This window comes from Streptohalobacillus salinus (genome assembly GCF_003201605.1).
Taxonomy (GTDB): domain Bacteria; phylum Bacillota; class Bacilli; order Bacillales; family Amphibacillaceae; genus Streptohalobacillus; species Streptohalobacillus salinus.
The window spans coordinates 116,884-134,556 of the sequence record NZ_QJJR01000006.1; the positions used below are offsets into that span (position 1 = coordinate 116,884).

A 17,673-nucleotide genomic window follows, 5' to 3' on the forward strand; every position below is an offset into this window, starting at 1 on the left:
TGATTTATCAGCCTATTCATGCCATACTTTCTATTAAATAGGGAGTGATTGACGTGTTAAACAAAGACAATGAACATTTATTTCAAGCTGCATTAAATCATACCAACGTAGGCCTCGTCATTACAGATCCAAGTCTAGAAGGCCATCCGATTATATATGTTAACCAAGGATTCACGAAGCTAACGGGTTATGATGCAACCGAAGTTATCGGTGAAAATTGTCGCTTCTTGCAAGGAGAAACAACGGATCAACATGCAACACAAGCAATCAGACAAGCTATCCAGAATAAAGATTCCGTTACGGTGCAAATCTACAATTACACAAAAGAGGGGCAAGGGTTTTGGAATGAACTGACGATTGATCCTATGTGGGTAAAAGAAAACGGCCAAGATAGACTCTATTTCATCGGGATTCAGAAAGATGTCACTGAACTCAAGGAAAAAGAGCGCTTGCTTCAAGCTGCATTAAATGAGATGGAAGATCTATCAACACCTATTGTGCCCATCAGTCACAACTTAGCGGTCTTACCGCTGATTGGATCGATCACTCAATCACGACTAGAACAATTGACTTCTAACATATCTAATTACTTGACTAAGTCCAAAGACGACTATTTAATATTAGACCTATCAGGACTATTTGAAGTTGATACTTATGTCGCTGCTTCGTTATTAAAACTTCATGATTTAACACAAATCATTGGTACGCAACTCGTTTTAACCGGAATTCGTCCCGAACTTGCAATAAAGACATTGGATTTCGGTGACCATCTCAAGGGTTTAAAAACTTATTTAACTGTAAAAGATGCGGTGCAAGCACTAAAAGCATAAAAATTAAAGAAGACTCGCTCATCTTGAGCGGGTCTTCGCTGTTCTTTTTTAATGGTCCCTTTAATCATGATGACCACTAATATACCATTCCGATATCTCTTCTAACTGTTCTTCGCTAAGGAATCCAAGGGTAAACTGTCGCCCAAGAAAATTATTCATTATTGATAGGTTTAAGTAACCGAGTTTGAGCCGACGAGCTAGCCGACTCCCTTGTGTTTCTAAAGCTTGAATGTCTTTCTTCTTCACAATTGCAACTTCTTTTGACAACATCACCACCTGGAAATACTGCATCACGAGCTGCTCACCTGATCGTCTAAACGCAGGGATGCGATGAAGAAGGTATAGCCCCAGCAACGCAAATAGATAAACACCGAGTTTCACTAAAACAAGTTCCGAATAGAAATAGTGAACCACCCCTAGCCCAACAAAATAAATAATGGTCATACGTAGCGCTTTAAAAGTAAATGACTTACGCGGAATGTGGTTCATTTCACTAAGATCTTCTTGGTATTCGGGGAGGAGTTCCTTCAAAAAGTTAGCCCATTCTTTCTTTCTAAGCAGGGGGAAAATAACAGTTTGCATCGCTTCCTTATCATCCTTCTCCCCACCAGCTAACTCAACACTAACCGCGCCTAAAGAAAACGGCATCCGAAACAAATTTTGTTTAAACAAGACCGCTTGAATGCGCGATACAGGAATTGATAATGATTTCTTCTCAATTAAGCCGCGTTCAATGTACAACATCTCACTTTCGCGTGTAATGGAAAAACGACCATAGCGATTGACGTAACCAATCATTCCAATGATAATCACAATTAAAAGATATAAGAAGACAAGTGAGAAGTAGGCGACAATCGATTGTGCGGAAACCCAATCAACCACCCGTTCATAATCACCTTCCGATAAAAAGTTATCAATCTCTGATAATAATAGAAATACAATACCAAAGATAGCACCAACTCGACCGGTCGTTGCCCCGGCAATCAATAAGTGATAAATGGAGATCTTTTTTTCTTTAATGATGGGTTGCTCTTCTTCAACTTGCTCCTCATCTACCGCTTCAACTTCTCCGTCAATAGGAAGCTCCTCTTCAACGAGGTGCGTGTTGGTCAGGTTTAAAAACTTTTCTTTTAAGGCAACCGCTTCTTGATAAGGAATTGCTTTGAGAACAGCATCAACTTCTAAATCACTGCCTGCTGTTTCAATTTGTACTTCTGTTAAGTTAAAGACTTGATGAAAAATACTTTGCGTGAAATTTATCGAATGAATGCGCCGTTTATGAATGGTCCGATCGTGACGAATGAAAACGCCGTGTTTGATCGTGATCGAATCATTTACCAGTTGATAGGTCATTCTATACCACCGTAACCAGCTAAACACAATTAAAACAAGCAAAAATACCCCTAATATAATTAAGGTTAGTTGAAACGACGTAAAAGGAAGATTCAACAGCTGATTTAAATCAGACCCTGCCCCTAAGAAAAGCAGTACAATTAAACTCCAAGCTGACGCTTTGATTCCTTGGAAAACATATAAGATGATGGTTAGTTTATGTACATGACGCATCTCATTCATCATCGTCATCGACTCCCGCAAGACGTGCGATATCATCACGTAATTGTTCAGCCTCTTCAACTGGCAAGGCTGGAATTTGATGTGTCGTTGCTGCGGTTGAGACACTGACTGTCGACAGCTTAAAAGCACGTAAAAACGGACCTTGCTCCGTATCAACATGCTGTACACGCGAAATCGGCACGACGGTTCGGGTAATAATAATTAAGCCCCGTTGGACATAAATTTCATGTGGATAAATTTGATAACGCCAACGGCGCCATTTAATATAAGGCACGACGAAAATAGCGACGAGTAAGTATATACTTGTTAAAGCAGCTAATCCATAAGTGATATAACTGACAAAATCAGGCCAATTGTATTGACCTTTCACAATATATAACGTTGCCGTGATAATCGCAAAAACAAGCGTGGTTACCACACCATTTAACTGCCAGACGCGAATGGCGCGTCGATCAATTTGTTGACTAGGTTCTTCTCTCATTTAGTACTTCTCCTCACCATTGTATTTTTTTTCACATATGTTGTAATTATAGCAGAATATTTTTGAAATTAAACATCAGCATACATTTATTTTAACTTTAGTAATAATTACCCAAAATACAGTTGACTTTATCCAGTCATCCAGCACCTCTGTTAATCGGGATTACCGTGTTTTTCGCTTGTATAGTAAAAATGGTGTTTAATCTCTGTTTAAGTTGGTAAACTAAGTTTAAACCTTAACCTCAAAAGCTTGACTATGTTAAAATAAATAAAACACTTAAGCTAATGGTGCTTAACTGATAAGGAGGAGAATACCGATGAAGGTTGCAAAAATAATTGCTTGGCTCGGTTTAATTGCAATGACCGTTGGTTTAGCAAATGGATTTATTAACGGAGATTTTCTAAGGGATGGTGCCCAACTATTAGACAATCCTTGGGGGTTGATGTCATTAATTGATTTATACGTTGGATTTGCCTTATTCTCAATTTGGATGGTTTACCGCGAAACATCAACAACAAAAGCAATTATTTGGGTCGTCATCATGATGATTCTAGGCTTTTTCACCGGTTGCATCTATGTATTAAAAGTATTATATGAAGCTGATGGTGACTGGTCTATTGTCTTCCATGGTCGTCCAGAGGGACATGAACATGAATAAATTGAAAGAATGGGGTGAACAATTGAAAGTGGTCTTTGAGAAAAAGACCATCGATGCCATCTTTCCCCCCATTATCTTCTATCTTATCAATCAATGGTCATCACTTAAGCTCGCAAGTGTGCTCACGCTTCTTTATTTAATCGGCTTACTTGTTTACCGTAAAGTGAAGCATCACCCTGAGAAATACGCATTGATTGGTGTTACTGGCGTCTTGATTTCGATTGGTCTTAGTCTTTTATCTGGCGAGGCGATTGATTATTATCTTCCGGATTTAATGTCCACGGCGGTGATTGTAGTCGCTTGTTTCGGTTCCCTTATCTTTCACCGACCCCTCGCTGCTTTGTTGAGTCATCTAACAAGAGGTTGGCCACTCGCGTGGTATAACCGTGAAGATATCCAACCCGCTTACCGTTATGTGACGATCATTTGGGGTGTTTACTTCTTAATCCGCTTCCTTTTACAAGGTTATTTCTACCTTACTAACGCCTTCTCAGCCTATTTCTTTATCAACACCATCTTTGGTATGCCGTTGAATATTGTTATTCTGATCATTAGTTATGTAACCGGCGTAAAAACGCTCCACAAGCTATCAGGTCCGAGTGTAGATGAGTTTCTAAACAATGCATCGCCGCCCTTTCAAGGTCAAAAAAACGGTTTTTAACCGCTCTCGTCAAAGAGCAGTTGTCACGTTGACAACTGCTCTTTGTTTATGCCCACCACATATCTGCAGGTTGATCATAAATCATGACCGACTTTAAGTTTTCAACTGCTTTATTGAACCCCTCATCTATCGACATAATTGGATCCTCGTGTTCAATGCTGACCACGTGATCGTAACCATACGTTCTGAGTGCACTGATAATGTCACCCCAGACGTTAGTTGCGTGACCATATCCAACAGAACGGAAGCTCCACGCACGTGATTGCACCTCGCTATAAGGTTGCATGTCTGTTAAGCCGTACATGTTGACATGTTCTTGATCAATGTACGTATCCTTCGCATGGAAGTGATGAATCGCACCTTCCTTCCCAAGAATCTTCACTGCTGCAACGGGATCGATGCCTTGCCACCATAAATGACTTGGATCTAAATTCGCACCAATTGCTTCACCTGTTTGTTCACGCAATTTTAGCATCGTGTGCGGCGTATGAACTAAGAAACCGGCATGAAGTTCTAAACCAATTTTTACGTTTTCTTTTGTTGCTACTGCATTAATTTCTTTCCAATATGGAACAAGCTTCTCTCGCCACTGCCATTCAAGAACATGGCTGTACTCTTCCGGCCACGGGGTAACAGGCCAGTTCGGATATTTTCCATCCTCTGAATCTCCAGGTGTTCCCGAGAACGTGTTGACAACTGGTACCCCTAAGAGATTTGCTAGTCTAATCGTTTTACGCAAGGTTTCATCTGAATCTTTCCGAAAAGCCGCATCAGGTGAAATAGGATTGCCATGACAACTAAGTGCACTAATACTTAAACCGCGTGACGTTACTTTCTCTAAAAAGGCAGCACGTGCGTCTTCACTAGCTAACAGTTGGTCGAGCTTTAAGTGATGATCTCCTGGATAGCCACCCGTCCCAATCTCAACTGCGTCTAGTCCTGCATCTTTAACTGTGTCTAACATTGCATCTAGATCTTTATCGGCAAAGAGCACCGTAAATACACCTAATTTCATCTTATTTCGCCCCCTTATTTAATTTAACTAACCGTCCTGTTTCATTTGATTCAAGCGCGGCTAAAATAATATTAAGTGACTTGTATCCTTCTAAACCATCAATCAGTGGCGCTTTATTTTCACGCACCGCTTCAACAAAGTGATCAATCACTCCTGTTGAGTATTGCTGACCTGCATCGTTGGATTGGATTTGTCCAAGTTCATAATTAACTTTCGCACCGTCGGTATAGGTCGCGACTAAACTGTAACTTGGATCATCTTCTAGGCGTAACACCCCTTTTTCACCGTAAATAATGGTTGCATTGTCTTCATTCACGTTATATGCCCAGCTTGCAGTCAAGGTACCGATGATTCCCGACTCACTTTTCAAAATACAAACCGCATTATCATCCACCGTAATATTTTCTTTTGCATTCGTTGCAACAATGGCCGATACATCGGTAAATTCTTCGCCCAAAATATAGCGAATCAAATCGGCTTTATGGACACCCAAATCTCCCATGGCACCGATAAATGCATCTTCCTTACGGAAAAACCACGAATCTTTCCCGTCGACACTCCATCCCTCAGGTCCACCATGACCAAATCCCGTCCGGAAACTGTAGACTTTACCAATCGCCCCTGTTTCAATTAAACGTTTCGCTTCTTGATGAGAACGAACAAAGCGCTGATTGTGTGCAATCATCAATGTCTTGCCAGTCCTTTCTGACGCTTCAATCATCGCTTCTGCTTCTTCTTTAGAAGTTGCCATTGGTTTTTCACATAATACATGCGCTCCACTATTTAGCGCATCCATCGACACCGGCGCATGCAGTGCATTGGGCAGACAGACGCTGACTAAATCAAGATCAAGTGTATCGAGCATGGTTTTGTAATCTGTAAATGCTTCACCACCATAAATGGCTTGCATCGCTTCTGCACGTGATTGATTGATATCACAAACGCCAACAATTTCTACCTCACTGTTATGATGAAATTCAGGTAAATGCCGTTTTTGACTGATGCTTCCACAGCCAATCACCGCTACGTTTAATTTAGACATTATTCAACGACTCCTTCTTTTTTTAAGTAGTTATAACTTACCGTAATTGCTTCAAACGGGTCACCTTCGGTTTCATCTTGTTCAACAATCCACCAGAGTGGTTTTGCCGTCTTTAAAATCGCTTCTAAAGGCACATCACCCGTGCCAAGTGGCGCAAAAGTACGACGACTATCCGTTGTCATATCCTTTAAATGAAGATGGGTAAGGTGGTTTTGGTGACGAGTGATCCAAGCCAGTGGATCATGGTTGGCTTTCGTTAACCAAAAGACGTCCAGCTCCATCTGCAACCCGGGCACATGATCAAATAAATAATCCAACACATAGGTATCTTCAATCGTTTCTAACTCAAAATCATGGTTATGATAAACCAACACCAGCTCGTGTTGGTTTAATGTTTCTTTAATACCTGCTAACAATTCAACCAAGTCTTTATAAAAGTCGGTATGACGGTCTTCTGGTAAAATAAACGGACAGACCACATAGCGATTTTCTAAGATTTTCTGTTCGTTAATCACGCGATCCAATTCATGAATTAATTGGGAAAGTGGCACGTGACTACCAGCAACGCGTAAATCAAGTCTATCGAGTTCTTCTTTCACTTCTTCAGCACTTAAACCACCGTAGCCTGCTAATTCTACCCCTGTGTAACCAATCGCTTTTACTTGCTTTAATGTCGCCTTAATGTCTTGTTCAACAGCTGCTCTTAGTGTATAAAGTTGAATCGCAACGTTTGTCATAAACATCATCCTTTCGGTTTAATAGACGCGATTGGTTGATGATTACCGTATGTTGGTTTCACTGTGTCTTTGACAGCAAGCCAATTCACGGCATTCTTAATCACTTGTTGAATTTGTGGTTGATGATACGTAGGATATGTTTCATGACCAGGTCTGAAATAAAAGATCTTCCCGCGACCACGTTTGTAGGTTACCCCACTTCTAAAGACTTCGCCGCCTTCAAACCAACTAAGCAGTAACAGTTCATCTGGCGTCGGGATATCAAAGTGCTCGCCGTACATTTCTTCTTTCTCAAGTTCAATAAAACTACCGATTCCTTCAACAATTGGATGCGTTGGATCGACGACCCACAAACGCTCTGTTTCGTCTGCTTCCCGCCATTTTAAATCACAACTTGTGCCCATTAATGTTTTAAATATTTTCGAGAAGTGTCCCGAGTGAAGCACGAGTAAGCCCATCCCCTCAAGGACACGTTGTTTAACCTTTTCCACCCATGCATCACTCACTTCATCATGACTTAAGTGACCCCACCATAGTAAGACATCCGTCTCGTCTAAACGTGCATCACTGAGCCCGTGATTTTCTTCGTCTAAGGTCGCGGTTGAAACGTCATGGCCTGCTTCTTCTAAAAACTGGCGTAGTGCTCCGTGGATTCCTTCTGGATAGACCTCACGTACTTTTGGGTTTTTCTGCTCATGTCTGTTTTCATTCCATACAAGTACCTTCATGTTTATCATCACCTTTTTCGTTTATCGGTTACTTTCTATTTTTTCGATCTGATTAAAACGTTATGCGTTGTTTCTCATGACCTGATTGATATATTGCATTTATCATTTGTTGTGTTTTCAACGCTTCTTCTGCCGGGACATCAAGTGTTGCCTCACCGCGTATTACATCATAGAAGTTATTGATTTGTTTCACATGACTCACACCCCAATACCCTTTCACACCTGAATCATATGTGAATGTTTCTAAGGGATTATGATCAGCAATAAAAGAACGCCCATCTGTCAGGGTAACCGTTGCCTTATCTGCGACCATTTTTGCGACCCCGTGTTCACAATGTAATTCAATTTCGACAGGGGCATCGTACGTATAGTAATTGATTGCATGAAACGCAGTCACCACACCATTTTGATACGCAATTACACCTTCAGCTGCATCCTCAACTTCAATAATCTCATGCGCGCGATTACTAATGCTTGCATCCACATAGCTTAATTCACTATCGACAAACCAGCGCATCAAATCCATTGTATGAATCGCCTGGTCGATGATGACGCCACCACCCTCTTTATCCCAGGTCCCTTTCCAATCACTTTGTTCATAGTAGGCATCCGAGCGGTCCCACGTGACGGAAAGCTTACCCGACTTAACAGCACCTAACTCACCATTCGTTAACATCGTTTTAATCAATTGCGAACCTGGATTATAGCGGTTTTGAAAGATCACACCGAGTGTGACATCATTGGCTTTTGCTTCTTTAATCATTCGTTCTGCATCTGGATAATTAATCGCCATTGGTTTTTCGGTTAACACATGAATCTTCCGACGTGTTGCTTCCCAAGTCACCGGGGCGTGAAGATGGTGTGGTAAACATATATGCACCACATCAAGTACTTCTTCATCAAATAATTGCTCAACCTTATAATAGGCCTTTACTTGTAATTGCTCCGCTTTCTCGTCAGCACGTTCTTTTTTTACATCACATACAGCTACTAGTTCTGCATCTACTCGTTCCATCACACTTGCGGCATGCATCGGAAAAATATTGCCACATCCGATAATTGCTACTTTTAATGGTTTCATGTTTTCCACTCCTTCAATTAATCGCTTACAATGCACAATGTTATTTGTTCGATTTATATCTTACCTCTATCGTAATGGCATCTTTACTTTTTTCATATAGATGATATGATCAATTCATATCTTATCTTGCTATTAAATAAAAAGAGGTGACGTATATGGACTTGGAACACTGCAGTTATTCCTTTCATACAGATGGTTATGATGACACAAGAAAAACAGGCTTTTCAAACTTTCTAATTCGACTGCAAACTGAAGGAAAGGCAACCACCACAATTAACGACCAAACCTTTGTCGTCGAACAAGGCGATATTATGTTTGTCCCCCCTGAATGTTTTTACCGGTTACACATCGAAGACAAACAAAAAAGTGGTGATTTTCATATTTTAATTAATGGTGAATGGTTTCGAAACTGGTGGAAAAATCAGAAATGCCCTTATAAATTGAGTCTATCGAACACTGAACAGATCACCACCTTGTGGCGCTACTTGTCCACCGAAAGTAGACGCCCTACGCATGAACAAAATCATGAGTTAAATGATCAGCTCTTTCGTAGTATCATGCTCTTTATCGAACAAGAAAGACATGCACAAATCTCAACCATGCGACCATTTATTGTGACGCGGATGATGCGCTATATTGAGGACAATGCACTCGAGCGTGTCACCCTCGAAGCTGTCGCAAATGAAGTCGCCCTTAGTGTATCTCGAGCTGCTCATTTATTTAAAGCTCATACTAATCAAACCATGATTCAATACGCCCAAAAAATTCGACTTGATGCTGCCATCAACCAGATGAAGTATACAAATATGACCTTAGAACAAATCGCACTAACCACCGGTTTTGGTAACTACCCGTACTTCCATCGTGTCTTTAAACAGGTTCATCGAGTTCCACCTGGTCAATACCGAAAAGAACTATAAGCACCCTTACATCTTGATGTTTTGGCGTCTTTTCTTTTGTTCTGTCTGGTAAAACACACTACAGGATGCCGGTGCTTGCTAAGCAATAAACACGGTTCTAACTTGTCCTTCACGCTCACGGCAAAGAAAAACCCCTCACCTTTCACATGCTAAAAAGCATCCAAGGCGAGGGGGGTATTTGTTTAACTATTATTTAACCGCTCCATCTGACACACCTTTAATGATATGCTTTTGAGCAAAGAAGTAAATAATAACGACTGGAATGATCGCTATGGTCAACCCAGCTAATGCTAGGTGCCATTGTTTCGTATATTGTCCAAAGAAATAGAACATCCGCAATGGAATCGTCGCATATTCTTGGCTTAATACCAGCGAAGGTAACAAGTAATCATTCCAAATCCAAATCACATTTAAAATCATCACGGTTACAGTAATAGGTTTCAACATCGGGAAAATAATCTTCCAGAAAATCGTCCAAAGTGAAGCCCCGTCTATCATTGCCGCTTCATCAAGAGAGACCGGAATACCTTTTACGGCCCCGTGATAGAGAAATATCGACAAACTCGAACCAAACCCTAAATACATAAACAGTAACCCATAGGTGTTCAACATATTAATCTTACCGAAGATTGAAATCAAAGGAATCATAACTGATTGAAACGGGATGAGCATCGCTGCCACAAACACAAGAAAGATTGCACCACTGATTCGACTTTTGTTGCGTGAGAGCGCGTAAGCCGCCATCGATGAGAAGACAATAATCAACAAGATACTAGACACTGATACAATCAGAGAATTTGTTAAGGCATTGATAAAATCAAGATCAATAAAAGCTTGTTTGAAATTCCCAAATGTTAACGTCTCTGGGAGAGCAAGGACACTATTAAATATATCAAACTTCGTTTTGAAGGCATTGACAATCATCAAGTAAAACGGTGATAGCCATATGAGTGCAATCAATATTCCCGCTAAGGTTAGCCATAGTCTCATTCGTTTTTTTTGTTTTTGCATTACATGTCAACCTCCCGTTTTTTATTGACGTACACTTGGCTAATCGCGACAGCCGCTACTAAAATAAAAAAGATAACAGCCTTCGATTGCGCATAAGCCATTTCATATCTAGAAAAGGCTGTCTTATATATTTCCATTGCTAACATTTCTGTCGATCCATACGGACCTCCATTTGTTAAAGCTAAGTTCTGGTCATATAACTTAAATGCATTCGATAAGGTTAAAAACAAACTTACAGTAAACGCTGGCGCAACGAGCGGAAACTTAATTCGCCAGAACCTTTGAAAAATACTAGCGCCGTCAATTTCAGCGGCTTCAAGTAACTCTTGCGGGACACTCTGTAAATATGAAATATAGATAATCATTATGTAACCGGCATACTGCCACACATTTAAAATAACCAAACCCCAAAAGCCTGTTTCTGAAGTTGCTAACCAACCTTGGAGAAATTCAATCCCAAACATTTGTCCAACAGCATCAAACCCACTTTTAAAAATAAACTGCCAGATAAATCCTAAAATCAAGCCACCAATTAAATTCGGCATAAAGAAAATGGTCCGTAAGCCATTATTTATTTTCATCTTCTGGGTCACAAGAACAGCTAAACCTAAGCCAAGCAGGTTAACCAAGATAATTGAAACAACAGCAAACTTGATCGTGAATTCGATCGAGTCTAAAAACCGTTCATCTTGAAAGACATTTACGTAGTTTTCTAATCCTAAAAACGTTGTAGCCGTTAAACCGTTCCAATCGGTAAACGTGTAATAAAAACCATAAAAGAATGGGTAAAACACAACCACGGTTAAGGCAAATAGCGCTGGTAGAATAAAGAGCCAAAAAGATATATTTTTATTTTTCATGAGCTGATCCTCCCCTTTAATAAAACCAAAGCGACTTCCATATACAGAGATATATGAGAAGTCGCTCGGGTCAACTAACTATTGTCTTGAACTTTCCCAACTTTGTTTAGCGACATCTAACGCTTCTTCAAATGTAACGTCTCCTGCTAAATATTTTTGGAATTCCGTCGCAAGAATGTCTTCATTCCAACCAACGGGTGTTGCCATAAAGGTCCAGCCCAAAGTTTTACCTGCTACAGAGTATTTATAGACATCTTGTGATAAAGGATCAGAAATTCGACTTGCATCATAACCATCATATGCAGGGATGAATTTAAATTCATCTAAGACAAAGTCTTTTCCTTGATCCGATGTATACATCCAGTCAAGAAAATCTTTAGCTGCTTGAATTTCTTCTTCTGATGCATTTTGGTTCACCACCCAGTATTGCGGAACACCAACAGGTAAGTGATCTTCATATTCACCTTCAAATGGCATTGGCATCATACCAATCCCGTTCGTTGCAAAGTCCGAATCCATTTGTTCAACGGTAGGATAAATCCAGTTCCCTTGTTGAATAACTGCAACTTTACCCGTAGAGAATAGTTGTTCCACTTGCATTGAGTAATCTAAGCTTAGGACTGGTTGTACTGAATAATCATTTTGTAAATCTAACATCCGTTTCATTTGATCCCCGTACTCAAATGAAATTGAATCTGCTTCATAAGCGGTTAAAATATCATTATTAAATTCTGGAGCAATATAGTTGTTCGCTAAGTGGTTACCCATTACCCAAAGTTCTGAAGCAGGTAGTGCGACAACTGCTTCTAAACCAAGCGCTTCTTTTTGTTCATCAATTGTTTTAAAGGCGTCTTCCATTGCTTCAAATGTTGTTAATGTTGCTGGGTCAATACCCACTTCATCAAATATATTTTTGTTGTAAATCAAACCATAGCCTTCTTGCGCAAATGGTAAACCATAGACGGCACCGTCTTCTTCAACACCGTTGAGTGTCCCATCTAAAGCAAGTGAAGCTGCTTCTGTATCAGATAAATCTGTTAAATAGTCACGATACTCCTCTAGCTCCGTCGGTCCACCAATATTAAAGATAACCGGTTCGTTTCCCGACGCCATTTGTGCTTTTAATGAGGCTGCGTAATCATTCCCGCCTCCAACGGTTTGCACACTAAGGTTAACATCGTCATTCTCTTCCATATACAATTGCACTAATTCTTCGAATTGATCTTTAAATTCTACTTTAAACTGAAAAATATCAACATTTGTTAACGCTGTGTCTTCTTCACTCGAACCTCCTGAATCATTGGTATCATTCCCACTTGATCCCTCGTTGACAGCATCTGACGCACACCCAGCAAGTACAAGCAGAAACGTGAGCATACCAACAACCCATAGCATCATCTTTTTCTTCATGTTAACACTCCTTCAAATCTATTTTGAATCAAGCAACCGTTTGCATAACTATGTAAAAAATAACTGTTTTATCACACGTTTAACAAATGAACTTCCTTGAGATTTATTAATCTACCATACATCCATTTTTAACCAGTTATAAAACAGAATGACTTTTGCAATCGCTTGCACTTGATTCTTTTCATATTATAGCACCGCTTTTTCGCATTGTAAACGTTTTCTTCAATCGATTTTGATATCCATCCTGAAAAACATGTTATTATTTGTCATTCCATTCACGACCACCACAGCTTTCAGCTATTATCTGTCTACCTATTTTTTAAATCATTTTCTTCTAAAAGGTACCTGAATCCATGATATCGTTTGCATTATTATCACGAATACAATGATAAAGAAGCCTTGTTACTTTTCATTTTAAGATCGCCATTCTTTTTCCATTAAAAAAGATGGTTTCTCGTTAAGAGAAACCATCTACCTCTGTTCATGATGCTAAATATCTAAGTTATTCTGTTCGTAACGCAACCACTGGATCTTTCTTCGCCGCCATCCGCGAAGGAATTAAACCAGCGATGAGTGTGAGAATCATACTACCGATAATTAAGATGACAGCTGGGGTAATCGCCAGACTAGCCACATTAGGAATGTCGGTTAAACGTTCAATTAATTGATTGATTGGAATAATCAATAGATAACTTAAGACAATCCCAAGTGTCCCTGAAACGAAACCAACAATGAGTGTTTCTGCGTTGAATACTCGTGAAATATCTTTCTTACGGGCCCCAACACTACGTAAAATACCAATCTCTTTTGTCCGTTCAATCACTGAGACGTAGGTGATAATACCAATCATAATGGTAGATACCACCAGTGAGATGGCTGCAAAACCAACCAACACATAGGTAATTGTATTAATTAAGTCCGTCATCAAGTCACCAATCAACTCAGCTAAATCATTGTAAACAATTTGATCTTCTTCGTCTAAGCCTTCATTGTAATCATCAAGGTATGCTTTAACATTATCTTTACCTTCGAAATCAACCGGATAGATGTCAATGCCTACCGGACGTGTATTGGCTCCAAGATAAATTAACGCCTGTTCTTTTTCGCGCTCTGATTCAAACGGCGCACCTGTTAACACATTAACATCTGCTTCTTCTTGCGCCATTGCAATATCAGAAGCTTGAGCATCTGTTAAGATCGATTCCGTTAGGTCACTAGGATAGACGAACCCTTGACTGAAATAGCTCGTTGAGGCATCCTCTTTAATTCGTAGTACACCTGTCACCGTAAGTCCTCTAGATGCTGCTTCATTGTATACTGCTTCGTATTGATTTGGTGCTGCTTGCATAAACAAGCCACTTTCATCTTCGGTGTAGAACGTGTCATTTGGGATCACACGTAACATTTCTTCACCGATAAAGTCTTCAAAATTATAATCGCCTTCGGGGTCAAGTCCTAAAGCATCAAAGAAGTCACTGCTGACACGATTGTATTGATCAACGACGATCGCAATCTCATTTTCATCTTCTGGTAAACGTGAGGCTTCACCAATTAGATCGTATAATTCTAAAATAAAGGTTTCATCATCTGGCATCTCTTGCCAGAAACTTTGCCCTGTTTGCACTCCAGGTGGTCCAAAGTTTTGTGATTGTTGACTGGTTTCGAATTTTTTAAAACCATTTTCGCCTTCAGCAATTAAATTAATCCCTACGCCTTGGCGGTAATCAATATTGCTGATCGATTCATTTAACTCCTCATCCATTTCTTCTATATATGTTAAAAAATCATCCGTTAAAACATTTTGGTGCATCTGGAAGCTATCGCTAGCGTCGTAAGGATAGATAATGTTATCCTCTGGATACTCTTCGTAGTCACTCGCATCATCAGTAGTTCCCGGTGGACCCGCTTCGGTGAAATCAACAAACTGCTCACCTGTATCAATAGTGATTGGGAAATTTGCTAAAGTATCACTTTGGACGACATCTAATTGATCACTAAGGCCATTCGATAAAGCTAAAACTAACGCCACACCAATGATACCAATACTCCCCGCAAAGGCAGTTAAAATCGTTCGTCCCTTTTTGGTCAGCAGGTTCTTAAATGACAGCGATAACGCCGTTACGATCGACATGGATGTTTTATCGCGCTTCTTCTGCTTGATCGGTGCGTCTGCTTCTGTTTTTTCTTCAATCGGATGTGAGTCTGATTGAATTGCTCCATCCAAGAAACGTATGATCCGCGATGAATACTCCAATGCAATGTCTTCATTGTGCGTCACCATAATCACTAAACGTGTTTTAGCTACGTCACGTAAGATATCCATCACTTGTTCACTTGTTTTTGAATCAAGGGCACCCGTGGGTTCATCCGCGAGAATGATATCTGGGTTATTAACTAACGCACGCGCAATAGCTACGCGCTGCATCTGTCCACCTGATAATTGATTCGGACGCTTGCCAATTTGATCGGCTAAACCGACGTCAGTAAGTGCCTTTGTGGCACGCTCCTTACGTTCATCTGATGAAACACCTGATAACGTCATCGCGATCTCAACGTTTTGTAAAACCGATTGGTGACTAATTAAGTTATAGTTCTGGAATACAAAACCAACTGAACGGTTTCGGTACGCATCCCAGTCGCGGTCTTTGAAGTGCTTTGTTGAGTGACTGTTAATAATCAAGTCGCCTGAGTCATAATGATCCAAGCCTCCAATTAAGTTCAGTAACGTCGTTTTCCCTGATCCTGACGGTCCTAATATCGAGACAAATTCATTCTTACGAAATTCTAAGGAAATCTTCTTTAATACATTTAAATAACTACCGCCGGTACGATAGGATTTGTCGATATCGACAAGTTTTAATTTTCCCACAGTTACATCAAATCCCTTCAGTTCTTGAACAATAACTAATCCGCTATTATTCATTTCTATGCATTTCGTTTTTGGAGCCCTCGCTGCAATAAGTTCAATTCAATTTTAAAACGACGACACGCTTCATCAACTGAGAGTTGTTGCTGAAAAGCATCAATTAAATTATGAAAGGTTACAGCTTTAATCATTTTCAGTGCATGGGTCAATTCTTCTGTTGATTCAACACTGAGTTGTTCTTTTGCCACACGTTCTGAGATAAAGCTTAGCTCACGCTCTAAATGGTTCGCACTAACATTTTTAGTGATTGTCTCTTCAATCTTCTGATTCATGTTTAAAAAAGCATTACGAAAAAGTTTGTAATGGGCTTCATTTGAATACTTCTCATATAAATAGCGGTATAATTCTTCCATCGTTAGAAACAAATCACCTTGATGTTCTTTTAATAAGCACATCAACGTTTCTTTGTTCGTTTTACCGTGATATTCAAGTAAGTATAAAAACGCATCTTCTTTATCTTCAAAATATTGATAAAAGCTTCCCCGAGGTATAGCAGCGCCTTTTACAATATTCGCAATCGAGGCCTCATGAACAGATACACGTGAAAATTCTTGTCTAAGTGCGTCCAGTAACGTCTGTTGCTTCGTTTCATCTAGATTAAAAAACGTTTGTTTAGGCAATTGTATCGCCCCTTTCAATCAAAGTGACATCTTGTCACTTTCGTAAAACCTAGTATAAATGACACCTTGTCATAAGTCAACCGATACGAATGACCACCTATTCTTATCGCGACGATGCTTTTTTCACATGCGAAAAAGCTTGCAGACAAGCGGCAAGCTTTTTAAAACACAATCAATGGACCGCATTAGGCTACGGTTAATTGTTACATTTTAGCGCAAGTTCATCTAAAGCTTCTTCGGTTAAGTTTGTATAGGCGATGATCTGATGATAATCGACACCACATCGAATCATATTCACGGCAATCCGTTCACACTCTTTTATCGTTGGACAGCCCCCTTTAAAAGCTGGTGGCTTCTGATGCGTGAAGTGCAGCGCCTGCGTCTTTTTATAGAGATGTTTTTCATGGTACTTCGATTGGTAGAGATGGTAACTCTCAGATAGATAAGGATGATGAATAATAGCTTCTGCAATGGGCTGATCATTTCTATAGACAAGGTGATTGATTAATTGCATCCACAATGCTAAAGGCGTCTGGCAATCGGAAGGATGAATTTTAGGTAGTTCTAAATAATGTGTTTCAAAGGTGTTGTTAGCGATGACAGAAGATGAAGGGGTGTGACCATAATAAATTGTATGGTAAGCTGTTTGCTCTTGAAGTAGACTAAAATCAAATAGTTTAATCACAAAAGCGCTCGTCAAGGGGTGAAAAGGCATTTCATGAATCACGGTGGGCTGATTGAAATACATAGGTGTTGTACCATTTCGATAATGGTTGCGATTTTTCTGATACACATGGAGTGTAACATCAATCTTAAGTTTTGACGCTAATTCAGCAGTAATCTTAAGTATGACATTCGAATCATTATCGTCAACTTTATAATACTCGGGGGAAACCGTGGTTATTTCTTCAATCAGTGGATCGATTGACTGTGCAAGAACACTGTTTAAAAAATGCCTCAAGCGTTCCATTGATCCATAAAAAACTTTACAAAACAGAATATCAACAACATGAGTCAACGCATTATTTTCATTGATTAATTGATCGGGCAACCTCTTCACTCCTCTTTCAGTCGTTTATTTTACTCTAAATTACCACAATATTAAGTAAATGTAAACG

17 protein-coding genes are annotated in these 17,673 nt (G+C 39.8%); 4 read left to right on the plus strand and 13 right to left on the minus strand.

All coding sequences use genetic code 11. From position 1 onward, the window contains the following. Window positions 1–53 precede the first annotated feature (53 nt). Window positions 54–830 carry a YtvA family blue-light photoreceptor gene (gene ytvA, locus DES38_RS07035; protein ID WP_110251403.1) on the plus strand — a complete coding sequence of 259 codons (777 nt, stop codon included), beginning with the start codon at window positions 54–56 and terminating at the stop codon, window positions 828–830. Between the two features lie 60 nt (window positions 831–890). Here the strand turns inward: ytvA and DES38_RS07040 are convergent, their stop codons facing one another. Both DES38_RS07040 and DES38_RS07045 read right to left on the minus strand, forming a co-directional pair. Next, window positions 891–2,408 carry a PH domain-containing protein gene (locus DES38_RS07040; protein ID WP_170114360.1) on the minus strand — a complete coding sequence of 506 codons (1,518 nt, stop codon included), beginning with the start codon at window positions 2,406–2,408 and terminating at the stop codon, window positions 891–893. Beyond that, window positions 2,398–2,886: a PH domain-containing protein gene (locus DES38_RS07045; protein WP_110251405.1), complete on the minus strand. Its 489-nt coding sequence runs from the start codon at window positions 2,884–2,886 to the stop codon at window positions 2,398–2,400. The genes DES38_RS07040 and DES38_RS07045 overlap by 11 nt, the downstream gene beginning before the upstream one ends. A gap of 316 nt (window positions 2,887–3,202) precedes the next feature. On the opposite strand from DES38_RS07045, the gene DES38_RS07050 reads away from it, so the two are divergent. Beyond that, on the plus strand, window positions 3,203–3,544 hold the full coding sequence (locus tag DES38_RS07050) for a DUF1475 family protein (protein WP_110251406.1): 342 nt from the start codon (window positions 3,203–3,205) through the stop codon (window positions 3,542–3,544). Further along, window positions 3,537–4,205: a DUF3159 domain-containing protein gene (locus DES38_RS07055; RefSeq protein ID WP_170114361.1), complete on the plus strand. Its 669-nt coding sequence runs from the start codon at window positions 3,537–3,539 to the stop codon at window positions 4,203–4,205. Before DES38_RS07050 ends, DES38_RS07055 begins: the two co-directional genes overlap by 8 nt. Before the next feature lie 46 nt (window positions 4,206–4,251). Here the strand turns inward: DES38_RS07055 and DES38_RS07060 are convergent, their stop codons facing one another. Genes DES38_RS07060 through DES38_RS07080 form a run of 5 tightly spaced genes read right to left on the minus strand, consistent with a single transcriptional unit; the run spans window position 4,252 to window position 8,808 of the window. Continuing rightward, window positions 4,252–5,220 (minus strand): sugar phosphate isomerase/epimerase family protein, encoded by a 969-nt coding sequence (locus DES38_RS07060; protein WP_110251408.1) that lies wholly within the window; start codon window positions 5,218–5,220, stop codon window positions 4,252–4,254. Between the two features lies 1 nt (window position 5,221). After that, window positions 5,222–6,262, minus strand: a complete 1,041-nt coding sequence (locus DES38_RS07065) for a Gfo/Idh/MocA family protein (protein WP_110251409.1) — start codon at window positions 6,260–6,262, stop codon at window positions 5,222–5,224. After that, entirely contained in the window at window positions 6,262–6,999 is a 738-nt protein-coding gene (locus tag DES38_RS07070; RefSeq protein WP_245881982.1) for a sugar phosphate isomerase/epimerase family protein, read from the minus strand. Before DES38_RS07070 ends, DES38_RS07065 begins: the two co-directional genes overlap by 1 nt. A gap of 5 nt (window positions 7,000–7,004) precedes the next feature. Then, window positions 7,005–7,736: a ThuA domain-containing protein gene (locus tag DES38_RS07075; protein ID WP_110251411.1), complete on the minus strand. Its 732-nt coding sequence runs from the start codon at window positions 7,734–7,736 to the stop codon at window positions 7,005–7,007. Window positions 7,737–7,779: 43 nt separating this feature from the next. Continuing rightward, window positions 7,780–8,808, minus strand: coding sequence for a Gfo/Idh/MocA family protein (locus DES38_RS07080; protein WP_110251412.1), 1,029 nt, complete (start codon window positions 8,806–8,808; stop codon window positions 7,780–7,782). 155 nt (window positions 8,809–8,963) lie between these two features. Here DES38_RS07080 and DES38_RS07085 point away from each other — a divergent pair, with 155 nt between their 5' ends. Beyond that, a complete protein-coding gene (locus tag DES38_RS07085) occupies window positions 8,964–9,728 on the plus strand; it encodes a helix-turn-helix domain-containing protein (protein WP_110251413.1) in 765 nt (254 codons plus the stop codon). Window positions 9,729–9,917: 189 nt separating this feature from the next. On the opposite strand, the gene DES38_RS07090 is transcribed toward DES38_RS07085, so the two are convergent. From DES38_RS07090 to DES38_RS07115, 6 genes are all read right to left on the minus strand, one after another. Further along, entirely contained in the window at window positions 9,918–10,739 is an 822-nt protein-coding gene (locus DES38_RS07090) for a carbohydrate ABC transporter permease (protein WP_110251414.1), read from the minus strand. Continuing rightward, window positions 10,739–11,599 carry a carbohydrate ABC transporter permease gene (locus tag DES38_RS07095; protein WP_110251415.1) on the minus strand — a complete coding sequence of 287 codons (861 nt, stop codon included), beginning with the start codon at window positions 11,597–11,599 and terminating at the stop codon, window positions 10,739–10,741. The genes DES38_RS07090 and DES38_RS07095 overlap by 1 nt, the downstream gene beginning before the upstream one ends. Before the next feature lie 78 nt (window positions 11,600–11,677). Then, window positions 11,678–13,009, minus strand: a complete 1,332-nt coding sequence (locus DES38_RS07100; RefSeq protein WP_110251416.1) for an ABC transporter substrate-binding protein — start codon at window positions 13,007–13,009, stop codon at window positions 11,678–11,680. Window positions 13,010–13,511: 502 nt separating this feature from the next. Further along, window positions 13,512–15,932, minus strand: coding sequence for an ABC transporter ATP-binding protein/permease (locus DES38_RS07105; RefSeq protein ID WP_110251417.1), 2,421 nt, complete (start codon window positions 15,930–15,932; stop codon window positions 13,512–13,514). Window positions 15,933–15,934: 2 nt separating this feature from the next. Further along, window positions 15,935–16,555 (minus strand): TetR/AcrR family transcriptional regulator, encoded by a 621-nt coding sequence (locus DES38_RS07110; RefSeq protein ID WP_110251418.1) that lies wholly within the window; start codon window positions 16,553–16,555, stop codon window positions 15,935–15,937. 196 nt (window positions 16,556–16,751) lie between these two features. Further along, window positions 16,752–17,606 (minus strand): PD-(D/E)XK nuclease family transposase, encoded by an 855-nt coding sequence (locus DES38_RS07115; protein ID WP_110251419.1) that lies wholly within the window; start codon window positions 17,604–17,606, stop codon window positions 16,752–16,754. Window positions 17,607–17,673: the final 67 nt, after the last annotated feature.

Bases quoted from the DNA above. Each gene is read 5' to 3' on its own strand.
- DES38_RS07065 (WP_110251409.1), bottom strand. From the start codon at position 6,262: ATGTCTAAATTAAACGTAGCGGTGATTGGCTGTGGAAGCATCAGTCAA.
- DES38_RS07105 (WP_110251417.1), bottom strand. From the start codon at position 15,932: ATGAATAATAGCGGATTAGTTATTGTTCAAGAACTGAAGGGATTTGAT.
- DES38_RS07040 (WP_170114360.1), bottom strand. From the start codon at position 2,408: ATGATGAATGAGATGCGTCATGTACATAAACTAACCATCATCTTATAT.
- DES38_RS07075 (WP_110251411.1), bottom strand. From the start codon at position 7,736: ATGATAAACATGAAGGTACTTGTATGGAATGAAAACAGACATGAGCAG.
- DES38_RS07080 (WP_110251412.1), bottom strand. From the start codon at position 8,808: ATGAAACCATTAAAAGTAGCAATTATCGGATGTGGCAATATTTTTCCG.
- DES38_RS07070 (WP_245881982.1), bottom strand. From the start codon at position 6,999: ATGACAAACGTTGCGATTCAACTTTATACACTAAGAGCAGCTGTTGAA.
- DES38_RS07100 (WP_110251416.1), bottom strand. From the start codon at position 13,009: ATGAAGAAAAAGATGATGCTATGGGTTGTTGGTATGCTCACGTTTCTG.
- DES38_RS07050 (WP_110251406.1), top strand. From the start codon at position 3,203: ATGAAGGTTGCAAAAATAATTGCTTGGCTCGGTTTAATTGCAATGACC.
- DES38_RS07045 (WP_110251405.1), bottom strand. From the start codon at position 2,886: ATGAGAGAAGAACCTAGTCAACAAATTGATCGACGCGCCATTCGCGTC.
- DES38_RS07055 (WP_170114361.1), top strand. From the start codon at position 3,537: ATGAATAAATTGAAAGAATGGGGTGAACAATTGAAAGTGGTCTTTGAG.
- DES38_RS07090 (WP_110251414.1), bottom strand. From the start codon at position 10,739: ATGCAAAAACAAAAAAAACGAATGAGACTATGGCTAACCTTAGCGGGA.
- DES38_RS07095 (WP_110251415.1), bottom strand. From the start codon at position 11,599: ATGAAAAATAAAAATATATCTTTTTGGCTCTTTATTCTACCAGCGCTA.
- DES38_RS07085 (WP_110251413.1), top strand. From the start codon at position 8,964: ATGGACTTGGAACACTGCAGTTATTCCTTTCATACAGATGGTTATGAT.
- DES38_RS07060 (WP_110251408.1), bottom strand. From the start codon at position 5,220: ATGAAATTAGGTGTATTTACGGTGCTCTTTGCCGATAAAGATCTAGAT.